We start from the raw sequence: 20,893 nt of genomic DNA, 5'->3' as shown, positions 1-20,893 counted from the left end.
GACGTGGGCAAGCTTGGCAAAGCTAGTGCTGTGCGCTCAAATTTTTAGCAGAATCGTTAGCCATCCGTATATATCTCGTTAGCCAACAAATGAAGCTCTTCTTCACGTGTATGGAATGCCTAAGCTGAATGGCGTTCCATCCAACGACTATGTTCCTATTGAGCTGCGCAATGATGGGCTCTATGAGTTCACTTGCACGAACGGGCACAGGGCGCTCACTGTACTTCAGGAGCAGAAGTTTGAGATTTTATTTGAAATTGGAGCCTATGCAATCCTCGATGGTTACTACAGAGAAGCTGTATCGAGCTTCTCGGCGGCGCTGGAGCGCTTCTACGAATTCAGTCTAAGTGTTTTCTGCATGAAGGCTGGGGTGCAAGACGAAGAATGGTCTAAATCTTGGAAGATAGTTGCAGCTCAATCCGAACGGCAATTCGGTGCCTTCGTCTTCTTGCACTCAGCAATCCTTGGCACATCACCAAGCGTACCAGCAGGAAAGTGGCGCGAGTTTAGGAACGATGTAGTGCACAAAGGGCGTATTCCCACTCGGCACGAGGCTCTTGAATACGGTGAAGTTGTCAGACTCTTGCTCCAGTCGGGCACAGCCACAATCCGAGAGAATTTTCAAGAGCAAATGCATCAAGCCATCTTCAAACACCTCAAGGCATCCTCAGCCGGGGCGCCAATTGGCGTTCAGGTCGCAACAATGTCCACCACCACAACCGTGTCACTCACGAGGGCAGCTGCCGCAGAAAAGAAAATGCCAGAAGTTCTCGAAGACCTTCGAACGCGGCGGCCTATCGTTGGCTAACCCTTCCTTCAAGTGGATATGCCCTCGGCACGCAGCTTAAGTCAAACGTTAGAAATGAGTGATCCAGTCTTTGTGTGCCCACACTGCGGAAACAAGACTCCGCACAAATCGGTTTTTTCGCATAGCTACGTCGGCGACTGGTATGGTTCTGACGGACAGCTCGCCAACGATCCTCCAACTTCGTACTACACAGGCTACGCTTGTGCTACATGCGGAGACCTCAGCATTTACGAGAATCACGAGTATGACGATGGCTCAGAACCAAATCTTGTATTTCCGTCGGACGTGAACCTGGATGGCTCGATCCCGGAAGTCGTGGCAAGAAATTACCGAGAGTCGAAGCGTGTTCAGAAGGTCTCGCCCAATGCGTTCGCAGTATTAATTCGTCGTTCCCTCGAGGCGTTGTGTGATGACAGAGGCGTAGCTAAAGGTACGCTTCACACACGGCTTAGGAGCCTTGCCGAGAATGGCGAGATTCCACCCGTCTTGGTTGAAGTAACTGACGTTCTCAGGACGCTCGGAAACTCCGGAGCGCACAACACTGATCAGCAGGTCACAGTTCCACTGACTTGGCAGATGGACAAATTCTTTAGAACCTTGGTTGAGTACGTCTATGTCGCGCCGGCACGATTGAAGGAGTTTCGTGAGAGTGTCGGTGTCGATGAAGCGGAGTGACGCTCATATCTAACCGATGAGTCGAGTGGAGCGCCTTCGGCGTCCGCCCATCTTTACGTAAGGCCTCTCAAGGAGAAAAAAGTGAAGCTCGCAACGCTCCGAATTAGGAATTGGCGCTCTATCAAGCAGCTTGAGATTAAGTTTCAAGACTTGATGATATTCATCGGCCAGAATAATCATGGGAAGTCAAATGTATTAAGCGCGATTCTCTTCTTCTTTGGTGAGATCAAACCTCAAGATCTCGACTTCAACTGCGGAGCACAGGAGCTCTACGTAGAGGCAGAATTCGCCGATCTGGACGAAGTCGACAAGGTTACGTTCAAGAAATACCTTCGCCACGACGGCGTAATTCAAGTGCGAAAAACCGCCTATACCGGAGGCAACTTCGATTACCGCGGATTTTTGCAGAATCCTGTGGATGACTGGCTCAAGGAGAGTAATGCTTCCTCATTTGCAAAGCGAGAAGTAGCGAACAGCCTCCCGTTTCATCCATTTCTGCCCAAAGATGGACGCCTGTCGAAACAAGATATCGTTGATGCACAGGCGAATTACATTGCACACAACCAGGCGGCAGTCGCCTTCAACTTTGAGCTTGAAGAGACGAACTTCCTTGGCCTCAAATCTGTCGCCAAAGGAATTTTCGGCGATATTTATTTCATCCCCGCAGTTAAGGACGCGACGGACGACTTCACCACCAGAGAGGCCAGCGCATTTGGAAAACTCTACGCTGCAATCATCGAATCGATGTCCGCCACCAACACTGACTGGAAGGACACAAAGGACAAACTACGGTCACTTTTTGGAACACTAAACCGACGTGACGCGAACGGGGCCGAGAATCAAGTCCGTCCTAAAGAGCTAACGGAGTTTGAGCGCCTGCTGAGTGTGGAACTGGCCTCGTGGCGCGCTGAGATTGACGTAGAAGTACTTCCGCCAAACATCGACGATGTGTTTCGCGCAAACACCCAAGTATGGATTGACGACGGCATGCGCACCGACATCCGCAGAAAGGGACATGGCCTACAAAGAGCTCTGACCTTTGCCCTGATAAAGGTTGTGTCGGATCGACTTAAGAAAGAGCGAGAAAAGCTTGCCGCTGACGAAAACCAAGTTCGCGCCGTTTCGGCTTCAACATATTTTATCTTGGAAGAACCGGAACTCTATTTGCACCCTCAGGCACAGAGATCACTCTTCGACACTCTCGCGGCACTCTCGGAATCAAAAAATCAAGTGATTCTCTGTACTCATGCAAGCGCCCTCATTGATGTAGAACGCTACAAATCAATTTGCATAGTTCGAAAGGATGACGACGTTCGCGGAACCGAGATTTGCCAATGTTTTGATGAAATTTTTAGCGGAGATGGCAAGAAGGACTTCAATCTTTCATACTGGATCAATCCTGATCGAAGTGAGCTGTTTTTCGCCAAGCGAGTTGTGCTGCTAGAGGGGCCAACGGATGAGACCTGCATCCCACTTCTAGCCAAGCGACTCGGTGTCTTCAGATACGACTACACACTTATCGATTGCGGCTCCAAAGATAACATTCCGCTCTACGTTCAACTATTGAACAAATTCAAAATTCCATACGTCGTTGTCTACGATATGGATCATCAAGCTCATAAGAATCATGATGCTATTCAAGCGGCCGATAAAAGCACATCCTTGATAGAGGCCGTACTAGATAAAGCGTTGGGATTTCCCGTAGTTTTCGCCAATGACATCGAGGAAGAGATCGGCGTGGCCGGTGGCCAGAAGAATAAGCCCTATGCTGCACTTGTTCATATTGAATCTCTGGAATTCAACATGTCAGCTGAACTTGAAAGAAAGATCAGGAGCATCTATTCGTGAGAGGTCCAACTGGTTTCTCCAGCGACGGCTTTGCCGCCCGATAAGCTGCACGTTAGGATTTCTAGCAATCGATATAAGTACTATGCTGAAAACATTTGATTCATTCCGTAATCACTGCCGCTCCTTGCGCGGAAAAGTTCTCTATACGGAAGCAAGGGGAAGGCCGTTTCGCGTGGAGGTTGACGGTAGCACTGTGTTTTTCATTCCGGAGTCATCCGGAAAAAGGCGTACGGCCAGCGGCGACAAGACGGAGCGTGTGCTGGCACTTTTGAAAGAGTCGAACGAGTGGTCGCCGGTAGCCTACCAAGCAATCACGTATCACGCCTCATACATTCTTGCCGTTGCAAAGGATGCGGGCGCCTAACTTTTTTGCAACGGACGGCTTCGCCGCAGGATAGGCTCACACGCTAAGTTTCGGCTATGGCCTCAGAACTATCGAGAAAATCCGCAGCTTCGACTAGAAGGTACAAACCATCAAATAGTCAGCAACAAGGAGAGTAATGAAGCAACTTCCAGTACTTCTACTGCTCATCACCTCCGCGTCAGCACAGGTTCCAACCATATTGCTGGAAGCCTGCAACCAGATGGAGCCAGCAAGCAAACGCCTCGAATGCCTAAAGGCCGCGGCAGGCGCCGCCTCGAACCAACAGAAATCGCAGCCGCATGCGGCAACGGGCAGCAGCCTATCCGCCGTGCCGAGCACAGCCCGTGCAGCACCGACCTCTTCCGGCCAAACCTGCTTCGTCGGCCCCCGCGGCGGCACCTACACCATCACCCGCAGCGGCAAAAAGAACTACGGCGGCTGCTGACATCTCACCCAGCCCTCGCCCGCGCCATCCCCTCCACCAAATACCTCCCCCCCAACCCCAACGGCCTCTCCCGCGACCACACCACGTCCACGCACAGCGCCATCCCGTTGTCCAGCGTCTTGAGCGGCAACGCCACCAATCTCCCCCGGTCCAGCCGCTCCTGCACCAGGCTGGTTGGCAGCCAGCCCCAGCCCAGGCCGGCTTCCAGCAGGCCCATCGCGGCCTCGGGGCTGTCGGTGTGCCACACGTGGCGGCCGAACACCACGCGCGCGTCGGCCACGCCGCCGTCGCGGCCGGCGATGACCACCTGGCGGGTGTTGGCCAGTTGCAGCGCGCCCAGGCCGCCCGGTTGATCGGCCTCCTGCAGCAGCGCATGGCCGGGCGCCACCACGGCCACCAGCGTCTCGTTGCCCACCTGGCGGAAGGCCTCGCGCCCGTCCAGCAGCGGGCGCTCGAACACCAGGGCCAGCTGCGCGCGGCCGGTGTGCAGCATCGCCAGCGCGTCGGCCTGGGGCGAGACCAGCACCTCCACGTCCAGCAGCGGGTGCTCGGCCGCCAGCTGCGCCAGCGGGCCCGTCCAGCGCGACGACAGCAGCTCGGGCGTGATGGCCAGCGTGAGCCGCTCCTCCAGCCCCTGTGTGAGGGCCAGCGCATGCGCGTCCAGCGCGCGCAGCTGCTGCGCGATCTGCCGGGCCTGCGGCTCCAGCGCACGCGCGGCGGCGGTGGGCTGGGGCTCGCGGCCGCTGCGGTCGAACAGCTGCACGGCCAGCTCGGCCTCCAGGTTGGCCACGGCCATGCTCACGGCCGAGGGCACGCGGCCGAGCGAGCGGGCGGCGGCGGAGAACGAACCCTGGTCCAGCACGGCCAAGAACAGGACGACGTTGTCGGATGTGAAGACCATGGCCACAATCTATCAGCTGCGCTGACATGAGTTGACTTTTTCTTTCAGCGCAGCGCTCATACAGTGCGGGCCATGCAAGGCATTCAACGCAAGATCGTCTACGTCACCCTCTACGAAGGGATCGCCATCCTGTGCGCCAGCGTGGGGCTGGCGCTGCTGTCCGGCCAGGGCGCGGGCACCTCCACGGCGCTGGCCACGGTGTGTTCTGTGATCGCCGTGGTGTGGAACCTGGTGTTCAACACGCTGTTCGAGGCCTGGGAAAAGCGCCAACCGGTGCGCGGGCGCTCGGTGATGCGGCGCATCGCCCATGCGCTGGGCTTCGAGGGCGGGCTGGCCGCCATCCTGGTGCCGCTGTTCGCCTGGTGGCTGAACATCGGCCTGTACGAAGCCCTGCTGTTCGACGCGGCGCTGCTGCTGTTCTTCCTGGTCTACACCTTCGTCTTCAACTGGGGCTTCGACCGGGTGTTCGGTCTGCCGGCCTCGGCAGCGGCCCAGCCGGCCTGACACGGCCTGCGCGGGGTGGGGCGTCAGCCGCCGCGCGGTGTGGCGGCCTGGTGGTTCAGGGCGCTGAAGTCTTGGGCACGGCGTCGTAGCGCATGTCGGCGGCCGTGTGTCGCGCAATCTCGTCCTTCTGGTCGCGCTCGGCCTGCACATGGGCCGGGCGCGCCAGCACCGTCTGCTGCCAGGCGGCCAGCGCCGGCAGCTCGTCCAGCAGGTTGAGGCTTTGCGCGATCTTGAGGATGGAGCCCAACATCAGGTCGGCCACCGAGAAGGCGTCGCCCACGAACCATGGGCGCCCACCGCGCGCCTGCTCCAGCAGCGCCAGCCGCTCCTTGGCCTGCGCCACGACCACGGGGCGCCTGGCGGCCTTCACCGCCGCGTCGTCCATGAAGTATTCGACCTCGGCCACGTTGAACAGGAAGGGCTCGACGGAGTTCAGGCCGGCCACCACCCACTGGATCGCGGCCGCGCGTTCGGGCGTTCCCTCGGCACCGATGCAGCGGCCCGCGCGCATGGCCACGTCGAGCACGATGGCGCCGCTTTCGAACAGGGGCGCCCGGCCCTCCTCTTCCAGCACGGGCAGCTGGCCGAAGGGCTGCAGGCCGCCGCGGTAGCCGGGCGATTTCATGGTCGGCGCGTCGACCAGCCGCACTTCGTACGGCCAGCCGACCTCGTTCAAGATCCAGCGCACGCGGTGGTCGCGCACCTGGCCGGCCGCGAACGGCGGCGCCCACTTCATGGCGGTGACGGTGATCATGGGATGCCCTCCAGTTGCAGGCCCATGCGCGGGCCACACGGCAGGGCCCCAACAGCCCGCGCACCGCGCCTGCCCGCGGTCGGATGCGCCGGGGCAGGCGTTCGAGTGGATGGCGCCCTGGCGCATGCGCGGGTCGGCCTGTAGCGCATCCGCATGCAGGCAGATGACGACAGGCACACCCGGCGTGTGGCCATGAACCGACCGACGACACGAGAGCCACGCGGGCTTGTACGCCCGCGCGCCCTGCCCTGGCGCTCTACCCGCCGTTCAGCGCGGCTGCTCGCCGCGGGCCAGCCGCTCGGCGATGGCGTCGAGCACGGGCAGCAGGTCGGCCACGGAATCGACCACGTAGTGCGCGCCCGCCGCACGCAGCTTGGCGGTGGCTTCGGCGCGGCGGCTGGCCTGCTCGGCCGGCGGCAGCGCCTGCCACTCGGCCAGCGGCAGGCCCATGGCATTGCCGCTCACCGCCACGCCCACGGCCCAGGTGCCGGCGTTCAGGCCTTCCTCGATGCCGACCTCGGTGTCGTCCACCTTCACCACGGTGGCCGGCCAGCAGATGCCCAGGTCGGCAAAGCAGCGCCACATCATCAGCGGCGTGGGCCGGCCGGTGGCCTGGTCGCCGGCGCAGACCAGGTTGTCGGGCACGTAGCCGCCCTTGGCGGCGATGGCCGTCACCACTTCCATGATGGGCCGGTTGTAGCCCGTGGTGGAGCCCACCTTGAGGCCGCGCGCGCGCACGGCGGCCACGGCCTCCAGCGCGCCGGGGATGAAGGCGGCGAAGTCGGGCACCACGGCGGCGTTGAGCGGCGTGAAGACTTCGTACAGGCGATCGACATCGGCCTTCGTGGGCAGGTGGCCGTATCGGGTTTCCCACTGCGCGGCGACATCGGGCAGCCGCGTGAGGGCCTGGATGTGGTCCCACTTGGCCAGGCCCATGGGGCCGCGCGCCTGGGCGATGCTGATGGTGATGCCGAACTGCTCGAACAGCCGCACGAAGGCGCCCATGGGCGCGCAGGAGCCGTAGTCGAGGATGGTGCCGGCCCAGTCGAAGACGACGGCGCTCAGCCGGTCGCGGGCGGTGGAGACGGCTGCCGGTGTCGGCGCAGGCGCAGTTGCGGGTGTGGTGGCGGGGGCGGTGTGTTGCATGGTCTTGTCTCTCAGGGTCGATGGGTTCACCACGCGGCGAACACGTCCTCGGCGATGCCGAAGGCGGTGCTGGCGCCGGTGCCGCTGGTGACCAGCACGACGCGGGTGGCGTCGTCGGGCCGGTCGATCAGGCAGTCGGTCTCGGCCGACGAAGGATAGGTGCCGACCCAGCGCTCCGTCACCTCGCAGCTGCGCAGCTGCAGCGTCTCGCGCAGGTGGCGCAGGATCAGCGCGTCCACGCGCTGGTCGGCGAAGGGCTCGGGCGCGGCGCCGTAGTGGTGCGAATCGCCCACCACCAGCGTGCCATCGGCGCTCTGCACCACGATGAGGTGGATGCCGTGCGCCAGCGATTCGCCCTCCTCGCGCTGCATCTGCGCCAGCAGCGGCGCGGCCTCGGGCAGGCGGCTGTAGCCGTGGTAGCGCACCAGGCTCAGGTCGGCCATCACCGCGCCTGGCAGGCGGAAGCCCGGCTCGGGCCGCACGCGCAGCATCTGCAGCTGGCACAGGCGCAGCGCGTGCGGCGCCAGCCGCTCGGCGAACAGGCCATGCAGCTCGGTGTTGGTGCACACGGCCACGCGCTCGGCGTGCAGCACCGCGCGCGATGTGCGCACGCGCGGCGTGGCAACTTCCAGCACCGCCTCGCCGAAGCGGAACACCACGCCATGCACCTCGGCCAGCCAGCGCGCCAAGAGGCCGATGGCGGTGCGTGATTCCACGCGCATCTCGTGCGGGCTGTAGAGCACGCTCTGCGCACCTTGCAGCTGCAGCGCGGGCACGCGGCGGGCGGCGTCGGGCGTGGCCAGCAGCTCGCAGCCGGCGCCCATCTCCGTGCGCATGAAGGCTTCGAGCACGGTGTGGGCCGCCGGGCGGAAGGCCGTGAGGTACAGGCCGTGGTGCACTGCGGCGATGCCGGCCTGCGGCGCCACTTCGCCCCAGACCTCGCGCGCACGGCGGGCACGCCGCCAGGTGTCGCCGGCGCCCTGGCCGGTGACGGTGATGAAGCCGAAGTTGCGGATCGAGGCGCCGACGCAGGCCGCGTCGCGCTCGACCACGCAGACCTTGAGGCCGCGGCGCGCGGCGGTGTAGGCATGGGCCAGGCCGACGATGCCGGCGCCGACCACGACCAGGTCGAAATGGGTGGATGCGTTCAGGGTGCTCATGGGGTGTCGCGCTGCAGGCGCAAGACCGGCCAGTGGCCTTGCTGCGCGTGGGCCAGCAGCCGCGCATCGGGGTCGACGGCGCAGGGGTGGCCCACCGCCAGCAGCAGCGGCAGGTCGTTGATGGAATCGCTGTAGAAGGTGGCGCTGGCCAGCGCGGCGTCGACATCCTCGCCGCGCGCGGCCAGCCAGTCGCGCAGCCGTGCGAGCTTGCCTTCGCGCATGTTCAGCGTGCCGGCGGTGCGGCCGGTGTAGCGGCCGTCCGCCGCGGTCTCCAGTTCGGTGGCGATCAGGTGCGGGAAGTCCAGCGCCAGGGCGCTGGGCTCGGCCAGGATGCGGCTGGAGGCGGTGGTCAGCACCAGCCGGTCGCCGGCCGCACGGTGCTGCTGCACCAGCGCGTGGGCGGCAGCGGGCAGGCGCGGGGCCAGCACGGTGGCGAAGTAGTCGTCGCGCAGCGGCTGCCATTGCTGCGGCGTGCGGCCGGCGAACAGCGCGGCGTAGAAGCCGCAGAACTCCGCGGGCGTGGCTTCGCCGGCGTGGTAGCGGTGGTCCATCTCGGCGTTGCGGGCGGCGGTGGCGGCATCGAGCAGGCCGCGTGCGCGCAGGTAGTCCAGCCACAGCACCTCGCTGTCGCCGGTCAGCAGCGTGTTGTCCAGGTCGAACAGGGCGAGCCGGGGTGGAGAACCTGCGCGCTGCGCGCTTCGGTGCCGAGCACCTTGGGGCGGCCCGGCGGTGCTCATCGCGCAGGTGCCTTCCAGGCCTGCGTGCGCCGGTCCACCAGCTTGCCCACCGCCAGGTAGAGCAGCGTGACCACGGCCGAGGTGGCGGCGATCAGGACGGCCATGGCCGCGGCCGGGCCGGTGTCGCCGGCTTCGTCCAGGTTCAGGATGGCGAGCGAGGCCACGCGCGTGTCGGGCGCATACAGGAACACCAGCGCCGAGATGGTCGTCATGGCGTTGATGAAGAAGTAGCGCGACACGTCCAGCAGCGCCGGCAGGCAGATCGGCAGCGTGACACGCCGCAGCGTGGTGAGCAGCGGCACCTTGAGCGAGGCCGACACGGCTTCGAACTCGCCGTCGATGGACTTGAGCGCCGTGACCATGGTGATGTGGCCCGTGGTGTAGAAGTGCACCACCGTGCACAGCACCATGAGTGCCAGCGTCTGGTACAGCCCACCCAGGGGGTTGCCCGGCGCGTTGAAGAAGAAGATGTAGCCCAGCCCCAGCACCAGGCCCGGCACGGCCATGGGCAGCGTGGCCATGAGCCGCAGCACCGGCCGCACCGCGCCCAGGCCGCGCGTCTTCTCCAGCAGGTAGGCGCCCATGAACACCACCAGCGTGCCCACCACCGCCGTGCAGGCCGCGAGCTTCAGGCTGTTGAGCATGGCGCCGCCCAGGCCCGCATCCAGCAGGCCGGCCACGTAATGGTTCAGGCTGGGCGCGAGGTTGTAGGGCCAGAAGGTGGCGAACGAGGCGAACACCGCCATGCCGAACATGGCCAGCACCAGCGCCACGATGGCGCCGCAGTACAGCGTCATCGCCAGGTCGAAGCCACGGCTGGGCCGCGGCACCAGCGCCACGGCGCGCGCGGTCAGCGTGGCGGTCTGGCGGCGCTGCACGGCCGCGTCGATGCCGAAGCTCAGCACCGCCGGCGCCAGCAGCAGCAGGGCCACCACCGCGCCGCGCTGGAAGTCCTGCTGGCCGATCACCAGCTTGAACACATCGGTGGCCAGCACGTTGAAGCTGCCGCCCACCACCTTGGGGATGCCGAAATCGGTGATGACCAGCGTGAAGCAGACCAGCGCGGCCGACACCAGGCCGTACTTGGCGCCCGGCAGCGTGACGGTGAAGAACTTGCGCACGGTGGAGGTGCCGAGCGCATCGGCCGCCTCGTACAGCCGCGCATCGGCCAGCGCCAGCGCGGTGACCAGGATCATCAGCACGTGCGGGAAGGTGGCGAAGCACTGCGCCAGCACGATGCCGCTGGCGCCGTAGATGCCATCGAAGCCCAGCGCCAGCCAGAAGTCCTTGGCGATGCCCTGGTTGCCGAACCAGTAGATGGTGGAGATGGCCGACAGCAGCGAAGGCGCCAGCAGCGGCAGCAGCATGGCGGTGCGCAGCAGGCCCTTGCACGGCATGCAGCTGCGCGTGAGCGCATAGGCGAAGGTGAAGGCCAGCGGCACCACGATGGCCGTGACCAGCAGCGACACCCACAGGCTGTTCCACAGGCTGCCCAGCAGCGCGGGCGAGGCCAGGTAGGCGATGAACGCGGCCGCGCCGCGCCCGCCCTGGAAGGCCTGCGCCAGGATGGCGACCAGCGGCGCCAGCAGGCCCACCACCAGCAGCAGCGCCACCACCAGCAGGCCGAGCTGCGGCAGCCGCTCGCCCAGGCCCTGGCGCAGCCGCGGCACCGGCAGGCGCACGGCGGCGGCGCCTGCCGTCATGCGGAAGCCCCTGGCGCGGGGAACACGCGCAGCCGGTCGGAACGCAGCGCGAAGCGCACGCGGCCGCCATGGCGCACCTGGAACTCGTCCATCTGGTTCAGCGAGTACTGCAGCTGCAGCTGCTGGCCGCCCAGGCCGTCCACCGCCACATCCGCCAGGCAGTTGCCGCCCAGGAACTCGATGCCGCGCACCGTGCCTTCGCACAGCGTGGGGTCGTCCTCGCGCAGCGGGCCGACGACGCGGTCTTCGGGCCGCAGGTACAGGGCCACCGGGCGGCCGGGGCGCAAGCCCGCGCCCTGGCCCGGTGCGCACTGCCAGCGCTTGTCGCCACAGCGGAACCACTGCGCGCCCTCGGCCACGGCGTCGAGCCGGTTGACCTTGCCGATGAAGCCGGCCACGAAGGGCGTGGCGGGCTCGCGGTAGACCTCGGTGGGCGTGCCGATCTGCTCGATCACGCCGTGGTTCATGACGACGATGCGGTCGGCCACGGACAGCGCCTCCTCCTGGTCGTGCGTGACCATGATGGTGGTCACGCCGAGCTCGCGCTGCAGCGCGCGCAGCTCGTTGCGCAGGTGCACGCGCACGATGGCGTCCAGCGCCGACAGCGGCTCGTCCAGCAGCAACAGGCCGGGCGAGGTGGCCAGCGCCCGCGCCAGGGCCACGCGCTGCTGCTGGCCGCCCGACATCTGCGCCGGGTACTTGCCGCCGCTGTCCGGCAGGCCGACCAGGGCCAGCAGTTCGCGCACCCGCGCGGCGACCTGCGCGCGCGGCTGGCGCCGGTTGACCAGGCCGTAGGCCACGTTGTCGGCGATGCTGAGGTTGGGGAACAGCGCGTACGACTGGAACACGATGCCGTAGTCGCGCTGGGCCGGCGGCAGCACCGAGATGTCGTGCCCGGCCTGCAGGATCTGGCCGGCGCTCTGCACCTCCAGGCCCGCGATGATGCGCAGCAGCGTGGTCTTGCCGCAGCCCGATGGGCCGAGGAAGCAGACGAACTCGCCGCGCCGGATGTCCAGGTCGATGGACTCCAGGGCCGTGAAGCCGCCGAAGCGCTTCTGAACGCCGGCCAGGCGCAGGTAGGCGGCCTCGGCCACCGCCGCCCTGCGTCCGGGCGCCGTGGCCACACCATCGTGGGCGGCGTGCATCACTTCTTCGCTTCGCTCTTGGCGTCGTAGCGCTTCGTCCACTCGGCCAGCACGCGCTCGCGGCTGGTGGCGGACTGGTCGAAGTCCATCTTGATCAGGCGCGACTCGTAGTCGGCCGGGATGTGGGCCAGCTTGGGCGCCACGCCGGGCTGCGCGGTCACGGCGAAGTTCTTGCCGTACAGCAGCATCGCGTCCTTCGACGATGCCCAGTCGGCCAGCTTCCTGGCGGCGTCGAGCTTCTTCGTGCCCTTGTAGATGGCGAAGCCTTCCAGGTCCCAGCCCAGGCCTTCCTTGGGGAACACCAGTTCGATGGGCGCGCCCTTGGCCTTGTTGGTGTAGCCGCGGTACTCGAACGAGATGCCGGCCACGAACTCGCCGGCCGAAGCCATGTTGCAGGGCTTGGAGCCGGAATGCGTGTACTGGGCGATGTTCTGGTGCAGCGCGTCCATGTACTTCCAGCCGCCGCCCTTGCCGTTGTCGTCGCCCCACATCTGCAGCCAGGCCGCCACGTCGAAGTAGCCGGTGCCGGAAGAAGCCGGGTTGGGCATCACCACCTGGCCCTTGAACTCGGGCTTGAGCAGGTCGTGCCAGCTGGTGGGCACCGGGATGTTGCGCTTCTTGGCTTCCACCGTGTTGAAGCACACCGTGGCGCCGAACACGTTCATGCCCCACCAGGCCGGCGGCGACTTCTTCGCGCGGTACTGGGACATGATGGCGTCCAGGTTCAGCGGCGCGTAGGGCTCGAGCATGCCGTTCTTGTCGAACAGCGCCAGGCTGGAGGCGGCCACGCCCCAGATCACGTCGGCCTGCGGGTTGGCCTTCTCGGCCAACAGCTTGGCGGTGACGACGCCGGTGGAGTCGCGCACCCACTTGATGGCGATGTCCGGATGCACCTTGTTGAAGGCTTCCTGGTAGGCCTTGAGCTGGTCGGTCTCCAGCGCGGTGTAGACCGTGAGGTCGGTCTTCTGCGCATGTGCAGCGGCACCGAAGGCCAGGCCGATGGCCAGCGCTGCGGCAGATTTGGAGAGGGGGGCGAACGGCATGAAACGACTCCTGGGTCTGGGAAGAACAGCCGGCAATGTGCCTAGAGCAAATGTCATCCTCATGACACGGACCCAATGCAAAATGCGCGCCAGGATCGTTGATTGTCAATTGCAGATCGCACATCGTAGACAATCTGCACTCTGTAACCCACCCTTCTTCAGCATGCCCACCAGCACCCAGAGCCACCCGACGATTGCACAGCTGCAGGGCAATTCCCTGGCCAAACTGGTGCAGAACGAGATCGAGCGCATGGTTCTGGAGGGCCAGCTGCTGCCCGGCGCCAAGCTGACCGAATCCACCCTGGCCGACCAACTCGGCGTGTCCCGCGGCCCGGTGCGCGAGGCCTTCCGGCTGCTCGAAGAGGCCGGCCTCGTCCGCACCGAGAAGAACCGCGGCGTGTTCGTGCGCGACGTGCCGGTCGAAGAGGCGCTGGAGATCTTCGAGGTGCGCGCGGTGATGGACCTGTACGTGGGCCGCAAGGTGGCGCAGACCGCCACGCCCGCCCAGGTGCGCGAACTGCGCCAGCTGGTCGAGGCGATGGACCAGGCCGTCAAGGCCGGCAATGCGCAGGACTACCACCGCTTCAACCTGCAGTTCCACGACCGGCTGCTGGAGCTGGCCGGCAACGCCAAGCTGACCGCAACCTACCGCAAGCTGGTCAACGAGCTGTCGCTGTTCCGCCGCAAGAACCTGACGGACGAGTCGATGGCCGTGTACTCGCGCGAGCACCGCGCCATCGTCAAGGCCATCGCCTCGGGCGACGCCGAAGCCGCCGGGCAGGCCATGTACGGCCACGTGATGAACAGCCGCGAGCGCACGCGGCAGAACTTCGCGGCGGCCGAACCGGCCGCAGCCGCCACGCCTGCGCGCGCGGCGCGGCGTTCGGTCACGGCCTGAGGCGGCCATGGCCTTGACGCTGGAGGACATCCGCACGCTGTTCGCGCGCCGCGGCGCCGAGCAATACAGCGGCGAGCCGGTGACGCAGCTGGAGCATGCGCTGCAGAGTGCCTGGCTGGCCGAGCAGGCCGGCGCCGGCGACGCGCTGGTCGCCGCGGCACTGCTGCACGACCTGGGCCATCTGCTGAACGACCAGGGCGCATCGCCCACGCTGCGCGGCATCGACGACCTGCACCAGTTCTACGCCCTGCCCTTCCTGCGCGGCCTGTTCGGTGCTGCCGTGCTCGACCCGATCCGCTGGCATGTGGACGCCAAGCGCTACCTGTGCGCCACGCGGCCGCACTACCACGCGGCGCTGTCGACAGACTCGCAGCGCAGCCTGGTGCTGCAGGGCGGCGTGTTCACGGCACAGCAGGCCGACGACTTCATCGCCCGCCCGCATGCGCACGAGGCCGTGCAGCTGCGGCTGTGGGACGACCAGGCCAAGGCGGCTGGCCTGGCCACGCCGCCGCTGGCGCACTTTCTCGCGCGCGCAGCACGCTGCAGCACCGGCGCCGCGGCGTGACGCTGAGCGGGCCCGTCATCCTGGCCGTGCTGTTCGCAGCGCTGCTGCACGCAAGCTGGAACGCGCTGATCAAGTCGGCGCCCGACAAGGCGCTGGACACCGGACTGGTCCACAGCATCGGCGTGTTGTTCGCGCTGCCCCTGCTGGCCTTCACCGGGCTGCCGGACGCTGCGGCCTGGCCCTACCTGGCGGCCTCGGCGCTGGTGCACGTGGCCTACTACATCGCGCTGGCCGGGGCCTACCAACACGGCGACCTGGGACTGACCTATCCCGTGATGCGGGGCACCGCACCGCTGCTGGTGGCGCTGGGCAGCCACACGCTGATCGGCGAGCGGCTGTCGGCCACGGCGTGGGCGGGCGTGGTGGCCGTGTGCGTGGGCGTGGTGGTGCTGGGCCTGTCGCCGGCCAGCATGCACGCAGCCCGTGGCAGCCGCAACAAGGCGCTGCGCTTCGCGCTGTTCAACGCCCTCGTCATCGCGTTCTACACCGTGGTCGACGGCCTGGGCGTGCGCGCGGCGGGCGACGCCGGGGCCTATGTGGCGGCGCTGTTCGTGATCGACGGCATCCCCTACCTGCTGCTGGTGCTGTGGCGCCGCGGCCCGGCCGGCCGGGCCGCGGCGATGGCGTACCTGGCGCGGCGTGCGCGCATCGCCTGGCTGGGCACGCTGGCATCGCTGGGCAGCTACGCCATCGCGCTGTGGGCCATGACGCGCGCGCCGGTGGCCGTGGTGGCCGCGCTGCGCGAGACCTCGGTGCTGTTCGCCGTGCTGATCGGCGTGCTGTGGCTGCGCGAGCCCTTCGGCGCGCACCGGGCCGTGGGCGTGGTGGTGATCCTGGCCGGTGTGCTGGCGCTGCGGGCGGGGTGAGAACCGCGCCCGACCGGCCTGGCGCACGGGCAGTCGCGCTGGCAGGGCGGCGCGCCCTGCTCCGCCCCTTGAACTAGTCGTTCGGCTTGCGCGCATCCAGCTGGTGGCCGATGCGCGGTGCCAGGTGCTCGCGCACATGGGCCGTGATGTCGGCCGCGGCATCGCCGCCCACCTCGTCGATCATCTGGCAGCTCACCGCGTAGTGCATGGCCAGCAGGTTGCGCAGCTTGGCGAAGGCCAGCGGGTTGTCCACGCCGGCCACCAGGCTGTCACGCGCCAGCACGCGCGCGGCCACGCCGGGCGCCAGCAGCGGCACGTGGCAGACGATGGCCATCTGCGCCACCTCCAGGTCGATGCTCTGCAGCAGTTCTTCCCAGTGGGCGGTGGTGAAACGTTCTTCGTGTTGGCTCATGCGGTGTGCTCCAGCAGCGCCAGCGTGTGGCGCGCAATCATCAGTTCCTCGTCGGTCGGCAGCACCCAGGCCGAGGCCCGGCTGCCGGCCTGCGTGATGCAGGGCGCGTGTGCGGCGTTGGCCGCGGCATCGGGCACCAGGCCCAGCCAGCCCAGCTGCGCGAGCACGCGGGCGCGCACCGGGGCGGCGTGCTCGCCGATGCCGGCGGTGAACACCAGCGCGTCCAGCCCGCCCAGCGCGGCGGCCAGCGAGCCGATCTCACGCACCACGCGGTAGACGAACAGGTCCACGGCCAGCGCGGCACGCGGCGCATCGCTGTGCAGCAGCACGCGCATGTCGCTGGAGATGCCCGAGACGCCGAGCAGGCCCGAGCGCTTGTAGATCAGGTCGTGGATGTCGGCGACGCTCATGCCGCGCTGCTGCACCAGGTAGAGCAGCACGCCGGGATCGAGGTTGCCGCTGCGCGTGCCCATGGGCAGGCCGTCGACGGCCGTGAAGCCCATGCTGCTGGCCACGCTGCGCCCGCCCTGCAGCGCGCAGGCGCTGGCGCCGTTGCCCAGGTGCAGCACCACCACGCGGCCGGCGGCCGCATCGGGTGCCAGCTCGGCCAGGCGGCCGGCAATGTATTCGTACGACAGGCCGTGGAAGCCGTAGCGCCGCACGCCGGCGTCGTGCAGTTCCTGCGGCAGCGCGAACATCTGCGCGATGGCCGGGTTGCTGCGGTGGAAGGCGGTGTCGAAGCAGGCCACCTGCGGCACACCGGGCAGGCGCTGCCAGGCCAGCCGGATCGGCGCCAGGTTGTGCGGCTCGTGCAGCGGCGCCAGCGGGATCAACTGCTCGAGCTCGGCCATCAGCGCAGGCGTGACCAGCACGGCCTGGTCGTGCGCGGCGCCGCCGTGCACCACGCGGTGGCCCACGCCGATGAGGTGCATGCCGGGCAGCAGCGCCTGCACGGCGGTGATGGCCTGCGCCAGCGCGGCGTCGTGGCCCAGCGCGTCGGTCCAGCGCTGCTCGGCCACGGTGCGGCCGGCGGCGTCGCGCGCGTGGAACACGGGGGCGCGGTCCAGTTCCTCGACCGCGCCGCGCAGCTGCAGCACCAGCGTGCCGCCAGCGCCCACGGCGTACAGCGCGAACTTGAGGCTGGACGAGCCCGCGTTGGCGACGGCGATCAGCGGCTGGGTGTCGGCCATGGCGCGTCCATCAGGTGGTAGCCGCCGTCCACGTACAGCGTGGTGCCGGTGATGAGGCGGGCGGCGTCGGCGGCCAGCATGGCGGTGGCATAGCCCACGTCGTCGATGCTGGCCAGCGCATGGGCCGGCGCGCGCAGCGCGGCCTGCTCCAGCAGCGCGTCGAACTCGGCCAGGCCCGAGGCCGCGCGCGTGCGGATGGGGCCGGGCGAGATCGCGTGCACGCGGATGCCGCGCGGGCCCAGCTCGGCCGCGAGGTAGCGCACCGCGGCTTCGAGCGCGGCCTTGACCGGGCCCATGAGGTTGTAGTGCGGCACCACCTGGTGCGCGCCCAGGAAGCTCATCGTGAACAGCGCGCCGCCGCGGTCCATCAGCGGCTCGGCCAGCTGCGCCATGCGGATGAAGCTGTGGCACGAGACGTCCATGGCCTGCAGGAAGCCCTCGCGCGAGCTGTCGGTCAACCGGCCCTGCAGATCGGCCTTGGGCGCGAAGGCGATGGAGTGCAGCACGGCGTCGAGCCGGCCCCAGCGCTGGCGCAGCGCGTCGAACACGGCCTCCAGCGCGCCGGGCTGCTGCACGTCCAGCGGCAGCAGTGCGGCGCCCAGCTGCGCGGCCAGCGGCTCCACATGCGGCCTGGCCTTGTCGTTGAGGTAGGTCACGGCCAGTTCGGCGCCGCAGGCGTGGAAGGCCTTGGCGCAACCCCAGGCGATGGACTGGTCGTTGGCGATGCCGGTGACCAGCATCTTCTTGCCTTGCAGCAGCTCTTTCATGCCTTGCCCTCGGTGCGGAACAGCGCGGGCAGGCCGAACAGGCCGTGCGGGCCGTAGGCCTGGCTCACCCACTGTGCGGTGGCGGTGTCGCGCAGCCAGCCGAGCTGGTCCAGCCCCTGCGTGATGTTCTGCGAGAACAGGTGTTCCCAGGCCAGCCAGGGGTTGGCCGGGTCCACCGGCTTGCGCTGCGTGCGGGCCAGCGCGGCCAGGCCGGCCAGCAGCGGCGCGCCGGGGCTCAGGCTGGACAGGGCCAGGTGCTGCTGGCGCAGCGGGTGCAGCCAGCGCAGCCACTCGCCCAGCTGCGGGCTGCCCACGGCGCGCACCAGCGGCTGCAGCCATTGGCGGTAGGCCTGCATGTTGGCCTCGGACAGGCGGGCGACATTGCCGAACAGGGCTTCGTCGCGGCGGCCATCGGCATTCAGCGCGCGGATGTCGTCCACGCGGCGCGGCGCGAAGTGCACCTCCAGCGCCTGCAGCTGCGTGGTGGCGGCGCGCGTCACCTGCGCATCGGCCGGCGCGGCGTCGGCCGTGGCCAGCGCCGTGGCGGCCTGGGTGGGGGCATCGCCGCCGTCGCGCGCCGTGATGGTCATCTCATACAGCCCCGGCGCCAGCGCGTCCACCTGGTCCAGCGCGTTGATGATCTGCGCGTGTTCGCGCTTGGCCACGGCCGCGCCCACGAAGATGCCCAGGTGGCCGATGCCGGGGTGCAGCAGGTAGACGATGGTGCGGTCGGCCGCGGCGATGGCGTCCTCATGGCCCCAGACGTCGATGATCCAGTCCAGCGCCTGCTGCGGCGGCGTGATGTTGTCGCCCCAGGACGAGAAGATGACCATGGGCGCCTCGATGGCGCGCAGGTCCACCGCCCTGCCCTCGACCACGAGCTCGCCTCGCGCGAGGCGGTTGCCGATGAACAGGTTCTCGACGATGGCCTCGATCTCCTCGCCCGTCATGCGGAAGTAGCCGCCCCACCAGCGCTCGAACTGCAGGAAGCGCTCGCGCTCGCCGTCCACATCGGCGTAGAGGTGGTAGAGCTTGCCCCACAGCGTGTTGGCGAGGTTCAGGCTCTCGAAGTTCTGCACCAGCCAGGCACCGTCGAAGCGGTCGCCCGACAGGTCGGAGGCCAGCGCCGCGAGCCAGGCGCCGCCCAGCACGCCGCCCGCATAGCGCATGGGGTTCTGCTGCGGGCTGCCGGACCAGTACGACAGCGGCGCGCCGTTGAGCACCAGCGGGCCGCGGATGCGCTGGTCCACCGCGGCCAGCCCGGCCAGCGCCCAGCCGGCCTGGCAGTTGGCCAGCACGGCCGGGTGCGGCGCACGCGGGTGGCGGGCGCGCACGGCGTCGATGAAGGCAGCCTCGGCGCGGGCCACGTCGGCCAGGGTCTGGCCGTCCACGGGCTCGGGCTGGAAGGCCACGAAGTACACGGGATGGCCCTGGCGCAGCGCCACGCCGATCTCCGAGTCGGGCTTGAAGCCGCCGATGCCGGGGCCGTGGCCGGCCCGCGGGTCGACGATGACGATGGGGCGCTGGCTGGCCACCACGCGCGTGCCGGCCGGCGGCACGATGCGCAGCAGCTGGTAGTTGCAGGGCTGGGGCAGCGTGCGGCCGTCGACCAGCGTCTCGTACGCGAAGTCGAGCAGCGGCGGCTTGCCGGCCGTCAGGTGTTCGAGAAAGCGGTCACCGCGCTCGCGCAGCACATCGAGCGTGAGCACCCCGCGCTGCAGCGCGTCGACCAGGTAGGACAGCGTGGCCAGCTGCAACGCCAGCGGTGCCGGGGGCGCTGGTTCGGAAACGGAATCTGCCATCGGTGGATGCCTTGTTCAGCCAGAATGGTGCACTGCAGCATACCCGAGCACCGTGTCGAATCCGGGCTCTACACTGGGGCAGCAGGGGGCATCCGGATGCCCCCATCCACTGGACGGAGGACTTTCATGCTGCACCTGCGCCGCACCCGCGCCGCCACCACACCGAGGACCCGCTGACATGGCGCAGCCCACCCACCCGCACTACGACCGCCTGATCGCCGCCGCGCGCGCACTGCCGCCGCTGCGCATGGCTGTCGTCCACCCCACCAACGCCGTGGCGCTGCAGGCCGCGCTGGAATCGGCCCGGCTCGGGCTCATCACGCCGCTGCTGGTCGGCCCGCGCGCGAAGATCGATGCCGCGGCGCGCGAACTCGGCGCCGACCTGGCCGGCGTGGAATGCATCGCCGCGCCGCACAGCCACGCCGCGGCCGAGGCCGCCGTCGCGCTGGTGCACGAAGGCCGCGCCGACGCGCTCATGAAAGGCAGCCTGCACACCGACGAACTGATGGGCGCGGTGGTGCGGCGCGAGGGCGGGCTGCGCACCGGCCGGCGCATCAGCCACTGCTTCGTGATGGACGTGCCGGGCCACCCGCAGCCGCTGGTGATCAGCGATGCGGCCGTCAACATCGCGCCCACGCTGGAGGAGAAGGTCGACATCGTGCAGAACGCGATCGACCTGGCCCATGCGCTGCGCTTTCCCGCGGTGCGCGTGGCGCTGCTGTCGGCCATGGAGACGGTGAACCCGCGCGTGCCCTCCACGCTGGACGCGGCGGCGCTGTGCAAGATGGCCGACCGCGGCCAGATCACCGGCGCCGTGCTCGACGGCCCGCTGGCCATGGACAACGCCATCGACCCCGAGGCCGCGCGCATCAAGGGCATCGTCTCGCCGGTGGCGGGCGTGGCCAACGTGCTGATCGTGCCCGACCTGGACGCCGGCAACATGCTGGCCAAGAGCCTGAGCTTCCTGGCCGGCGCCTACGCGGCCGGCATCGTGCTGGGCGCCAAGGTGCCCATCGTGCTGACCAGCCGGGCCGACGGCGAGGCCGCGCGGCTGGCGTCTTGCGCGCTGGCCACCATGGTGGCGCAGGCCGCGCGGGCGGGCAGCATCAAGGCGGTGGGATGAAGCGCCTCGGGCGCGGCGCACCGCGCACCAGCGAAGG

The 20,893-nt window shown here is 67.5% G+C and carries 21 protein-coding genes; 9 read left to right on the top strand and 12 right to left on the bottom strand.

All coding sequences use genetic code 11. The features are described 5' to 3' along the window. Positions 1–115: 115 nt before the first annotated feature. From DES41_RS38020 to DES41_RS38015, 4 genes are all read left to right on the top strand, one after another. A complete protein-coding gene (locus DES41_RS38020) occupies positions 116–808 on the top strand; it encodes a hypothetical protein (protein WP_147282969.1) in 693 nt (230 codons plus the stop codon). Between the two features lie 54 nt (positions 809–862). Further along, positions 863–1,483 (top strand): DUF4145 domain-containing protein, encoded by a 621-nt coding sequence (locus DES41_RS26760; RefSeq protein WP_170168296.1) that lies wholly within the window; start codon positions 863–865, stop codon positions 1,481–1,483. 81 nt (positions 1,484–1,564) lie between these two features. After that, positions 1,565–3,331 carry an ATP-dependent nuclease gene (locus tag DES41_RS26755; RefSeq protein ID WP_114470654.1) on the top strand — a complete coding sequence of 589 codons (1,767 nt, stop codon included), beginning with the start codon at positions 1,565–1,567 and terminating at the stop codon, positions 3,329–3,331. 500 nt (positions 3,332–3,831) lie between these two features. After that, the gene (locus DES41_RS38015) at positions 3,832–4,140 is read left to right on the top strand and encodes a hypothetical protein (protein ID WP_147282968.1); all 309 of its coding nucleotides are present in this window, start codon (positions 3,832–3,834) and stop codon (positions 4,138–4,140) included. A 4-nt stretch (positions 4,141–4,144) separates the two neighbouring features. On the opposite strand, the gene DES41_RS26750 is transcribed toward DES41_RS38015, so the two are convergent. Beyond that, the gene (locus DES41_RS26750; protein WP_114470653.1) at positions 4,145–5,041 is read right to left on the bottom strand and encodes a LysR family transcriptional regulator; all 897 of its coding nucleotides are present in this window, start codon (positions 5,039–5,041) and stop codon (positions 4,145–4,147) included. 72 nt (positions 5,042–5,113) lie between these two features. Here DES41_RS26750 and DES41_RS26745 point away from each other — a divergent pair, with 72 nt between their 5' ends. Continuing rightward, positions 5,114–5,545: a PACE efflux transporter gene (locus DES41_RS26745; RefSeq protein WP_114470652.1), complete on the top strand. Its 432-nt coding sequence runs from the start codon at positions 5,114–5,116 to the stop codon at positions 5,543–5,545. A gap of 55 nt (positions 5,546–5,600) precedes the next feature. On the opposite strand, the gene DES41_RS26740 is transcribed toward DES41_RS26745, so the two are convergent. From DES41_RS26740 to DES41_RS26710, 7 genes are all read right to left on the bottom strand, one after another. Further along, the gene (locus DES41_RS26740) at positions 5,601–6,299 is read right to left on the bottom strand and encodes a glutathione S-transferase family protein (RefSeq protein ID WP_114470651.1); all 699 of its coding nucleotides are present in this window, start codon (positions 6,297–6,299) and stop codon (positions 5,601–5,603) included. Between the two features lie 267 nt (positions 6,300–6,566). After that, positions 6,567–7,445 carry a phosphonoacetaldehyde hydrolase gene (phnX, locus tag DES41_RS26735; RefSeq protein WP_114470650.1) on the bottom strand — a complete coding sequence of 293 codons (879 nt, stop codon included), beginning with the start codon at positions 7,443–7,445 and terminating at the stop codon, positions 6,567–6,569. 26 nt (positions 7,446–7,471) lie between these two features. Then, the gene (locus DES41_RS26730; RefSeq protein WP_114470649.1) at positions 7,472–8,605 is read right to left on the bottom strand and encodes a TIGR03364 family FAD-dependent oxidoreductase; all 1,134 of its coding nucleotides are present in this window, start codon (positions 8,603–8,605) and stop codon (positions 7,472–7,474) included. Next, complete coding sequence (locus DES41_RS26725) at positions 8,602–9,342, bottom strand: HAD family hydrolase (protein WP_114470648.1); 741 nt, start codon at positions 9,340–9,342, stop codon at positions 8,602–8,604. The genes DES41_RS26730 and DES41_RS26725 overlap by 4 nt, the downstream gene beginning before the upstream one ends. Then, on the bottom strand, positions 9,339–11,045 hold the full coding sequence (locus DES41_RS26720) for a putative 2-aminoethylphosphonate ABC transporter permease subunit (RefSeq protein ID WP_114470647.1): 1,707 nt from the start codon (positions 11,043–11,045) through the stop codon (positions 9,339–9,341). The genes DES41_RS26725 and DES41_RS26720 overlap by 4 nt, the downstream gene beginning before the upstream one ends. Beyond that, complete coding sequence (locus DES41_RS26715) at positions 11,042–12,190, bottom strand: putative 2-aminoethylphosphonate ABC transporter ATP-binding protein (protein ID WP_114470646.1); 1,149 nt, start codon at positions 12,188–12,190, stop codon at positions 11,042–11,044. The genes DES41_RS26720 and DES41_RS26715 overlap by 4 nt, the downstream gene beginning before the upstream one ends. Then, positions 12,190–13,233 carry a putative 2-aminoethylphosphonate ABC transporter substrate-binding protein gene (locus DES41_RS26710; RefSeq protein ID WP_114470645.1) on the bottom strand — a complete coding sequence of 348 codons (1,044 nt, stop codon included), beginning with the start codon at positions 13,231–13,233 and terminating at the stop codon, positions 12,190–12,192. Before DES41_RS26710 ends, DES41_RS26715 begins: the two co-directional genes overlap by 1 nt. A 163-nt stretch (positions 13,234–13,396) precedes the next feature. Here DES41_RS26710 and DES41_RS26705 point away from each other — a divergent pair, with 163 nt between their 5' ends. From DES41_RS26705 to DES41_RS26695, 3 genes are read left to right on the top strand one after another with little or no spacing between them, the layout of a single operon-like run. After that, positions 13,397–14,131, top strand: a complete 735-nt coding sequence (locus tag DES41_RS26705) for a phosphonate utilization associated transcriptional regulator (protein WP_114470644.1) — start codon at positions 13,397–13,399, stop codon at positions 14,129–14,131. A 7-nt stretch (positions 14,132–14,138) separates the two neighbouring features. Then, positions 14,139–14,696 (top strand): phosphonate degradation HD-domain oxygenase, encoded by a 558-nt coding sequence (locus DES41_RS26700; protein ID WP_114470643.1) that lies wholly within the window; start codon positions 14,139–14,141, stop codon positions 14,694–14,696. Continuing rightward, on the top strand, positions 14,693–15,562 hold the full coding sequence (locus DES41_RS26695; protein ID WP_114470642.1) for a DMT family transporter: 870 nt from the start codon (positions 14,693–14,695) through the stop codon (positions 15,560–15,562). Before DES41_RS26700 ends, DES41_RS26695 begins: the two co-directional genes overlap by 4 nt. A gap of 73 nt (positions 15,563–15,635) precedes the next feature. Here the strand turns inward: DES41_RS26695 and DES41_RS26690 are convergent, their stop codons facing one another. Genes DES41_RS26690 through DES41_RS26675 form a run of 4 tightly spaced genes read right to left on the bottom strand, consistent with a single transcriptional unit; the run spans position 15,636 to position 19,733 of the window. After that, complete coding sequence (locus tag DES41_RS26690; protein ID WP_114470641.1) at positions 15,636–15,974, bottom strand: hypothetical protein; 339 nt, start codon at positions 15,972–15,974, stop codon at positions 15,636–15,638. Beyond that, entirely contained in the window at positions 15,971–17,164 is a 1,194-nt protein-coding gene (locus DES41_RS26685; RefSeq protein ID WP_114470640.1) for an acetate/propionate family kinase, read from the bottom strand. The genes DES41_RS26690 and DES41_RS26685 overlap by 4 nt, the downstream gene beginning before the upstream one ends. Then, positions 17,143–17,931: an enoyl-ACP reductase FabI gene (gene fabI, locus DES41_RS26680; RefSeq protein ID WP_114470639.1), complete on the bottom strand. Its 789-nt coding sequence runs from the start codon at positions 17,929–17,931 to the stop codon at positions 17,143–17,145. The genes DES41_RS26685 and fabI overlap by 22 nt, the downstream gene beginning before the upstream one ends. Continuing rightward, a complete protein-coding gene (locus tag DES41_RS26675; RefSeq protein WP_114470638.1) occupies positions 17,928–19,733 on the bottom strand; it encodes a DUF3141 domain-containing protein in 1,806 nt (601 codons plus the stop codon). Before DES41_RS26675 ends, fabI begins: the two co-directional genes overlap by 4 nt. Before the next feature lie 178 nt (positions 19,734–19,911). On the opposite strand from DES41_RS26675, the gene DES41_RS26670 reads away from it, so the two are divergent. Then, positions 19,912–20,856, top strand: coding sequence for a phosphate acetyltransferase (locus tag DES41_RS26670; RefSeq protein WP_114470637.1), 945 nt, complete (start codon positions 19,912–19,914; stop codon positions 20,854–20,856). The last annotated feature ends 37 nt before the right edge of the window (positions 20,857–20,893 follow it).

The sequence above is a fragment of the Pseudorhodoferax soli genome (genome assembly GCF_003337555.1).
GTDB lineage: Bacteria > Pseudomonadota > Gammaproteobacteria > Burkholderiales > Burkholderiaceae_C > Pseudorhodoferax > Pseudorhodoferax soli.
This window is presented reverse-complemented; position numbering and strand designations above follow the sequence as displayed.

Coding starts and splice junctions, on each gene's coding strand:
- DES41_RS26760 (WP_170168296.1), top strand. CDS start 863: ATGAGTGATCCAGTCTTTGTGTGCCCACACTGCGGAAACAAGACTCCG.
- DES41_RS26730 (WP_114470649.1), bottom strand. CDS start 8,605: ATGAGCACCCTGAACGCATCCACCCATTTCGACCTGGTCGTGGTCGGC.
- DES41_RS26710 (WP_114470645.1), bottom strand. CDS start 13,233: ATGCCGTTCGCCCCCCTCTCCAAATCTGCCGCAGCGCTGGCCATCGGC.
- phnX (WP_114470650.1), bottom strand. CDS start 7,445: ATGCAACACACCGCCCCCGCCACCACACCCGCAACTGCGCCTGCGCCG.
- DES41_RS26720 (WP_114470647.1), bottom strand. CDS start 11,045: ATGACGGCAGGCGCCGCCGCCGTGCGCCTGCCGGTGCCGCGGCTGCGC.
- DES41_RS26750 (WP_114470653.1), bottom strand. CDS start 5,041: ATGGTCTTCACATCCGACAACGTCGTCCTGTTCTTGGCCGTGCTGGAC.
- DES41_RS26700 (WP_114470643.1), top strand. CDS start 14,139: ATGGCCTTGACGCTGGAGGACATCCGCACGCTGTTCGCGCGCCGCGGC.
- DES41_RS26675 (WP_114470638.1), bottom strand. CDS start 19,733: ATGGCAGATTCCGTTTCCGAACCAGCGCCCCCGGCACCGCTGGCGTTG.
- DES41_RS38020 (WP_147282969.1), top strand. CDS start 116: ATGCCTAAGCTGAATGGCGTTCCATCCAACGACTATGTTCCTATTGAG.
- DES41_RS26740 (WP_114470651.1), bottom strand. CDS start 6,299: ATGATCACCGTCACCGCCATGAAGTGGGCGCCGCCGTTCGCGGCCGGC.
- DES41_RS26670 (WP_114470637.1), top strand. CDS start 19,912: ATGGCGCAGCCCACCCACCCGCACTACGACCGCCTGATCGCCGCCGCG.
- DES41_RS38015 (WP_147282968.1), top strand. CDS start 3,832: ATGAAGCAACTTCCAGTACTTCTACTGCTCATCACCTCCGCGTCAGCA.
- DES41_RS26745 (WP_114470652.1), top strand. CDS start 5,114: ATGCAAGGCATTCAACGCAAGATCGTCTACGTCACCCTCTACGAAGGG.
- DES41_RS26690 (WP_114470641.1), bottom strand. CDS start 15,974: ATGAGCCAACACGAAGAACGTTTCACCACCGCCCACTGGGAAGAACTG.
- DES41_RS26725 (WP_114470648.1), bottom strand. CDS start 9,342: ATGAGCACCGCCGGGCCGCCCCAAGGTGCTCGGCACCGAAGCGCGCAG.
- DES41_RS26715 (WP_114470646.1), bottom strand. CDS start 12,190: ATGCACGCCGCCCACGATGGTGTGGCCACGGCGCCCGGACGCAGGGCG.
- DES41_RS26705 (WP_114470644.1), top strand. CDS start 13,397: ATGCCCACCAGCACCCAGAGCCACCCGACGATTGCACAGCTGCAGGGC.
- fabI (WP_114470639.1), bottom strand. CDS start 17,931: ATGAAAGAGCTGCTGCAAGGCAAGAAGATGCTGGTCACCGGCATCGCC.
- DES41_RS26685 (WP_114470640.1), bottom strand. CDS start 17,164: ATGGCCGACACCCAGCCGCTGATCGCCGTCGCCAACGCGGGCTCGTCC.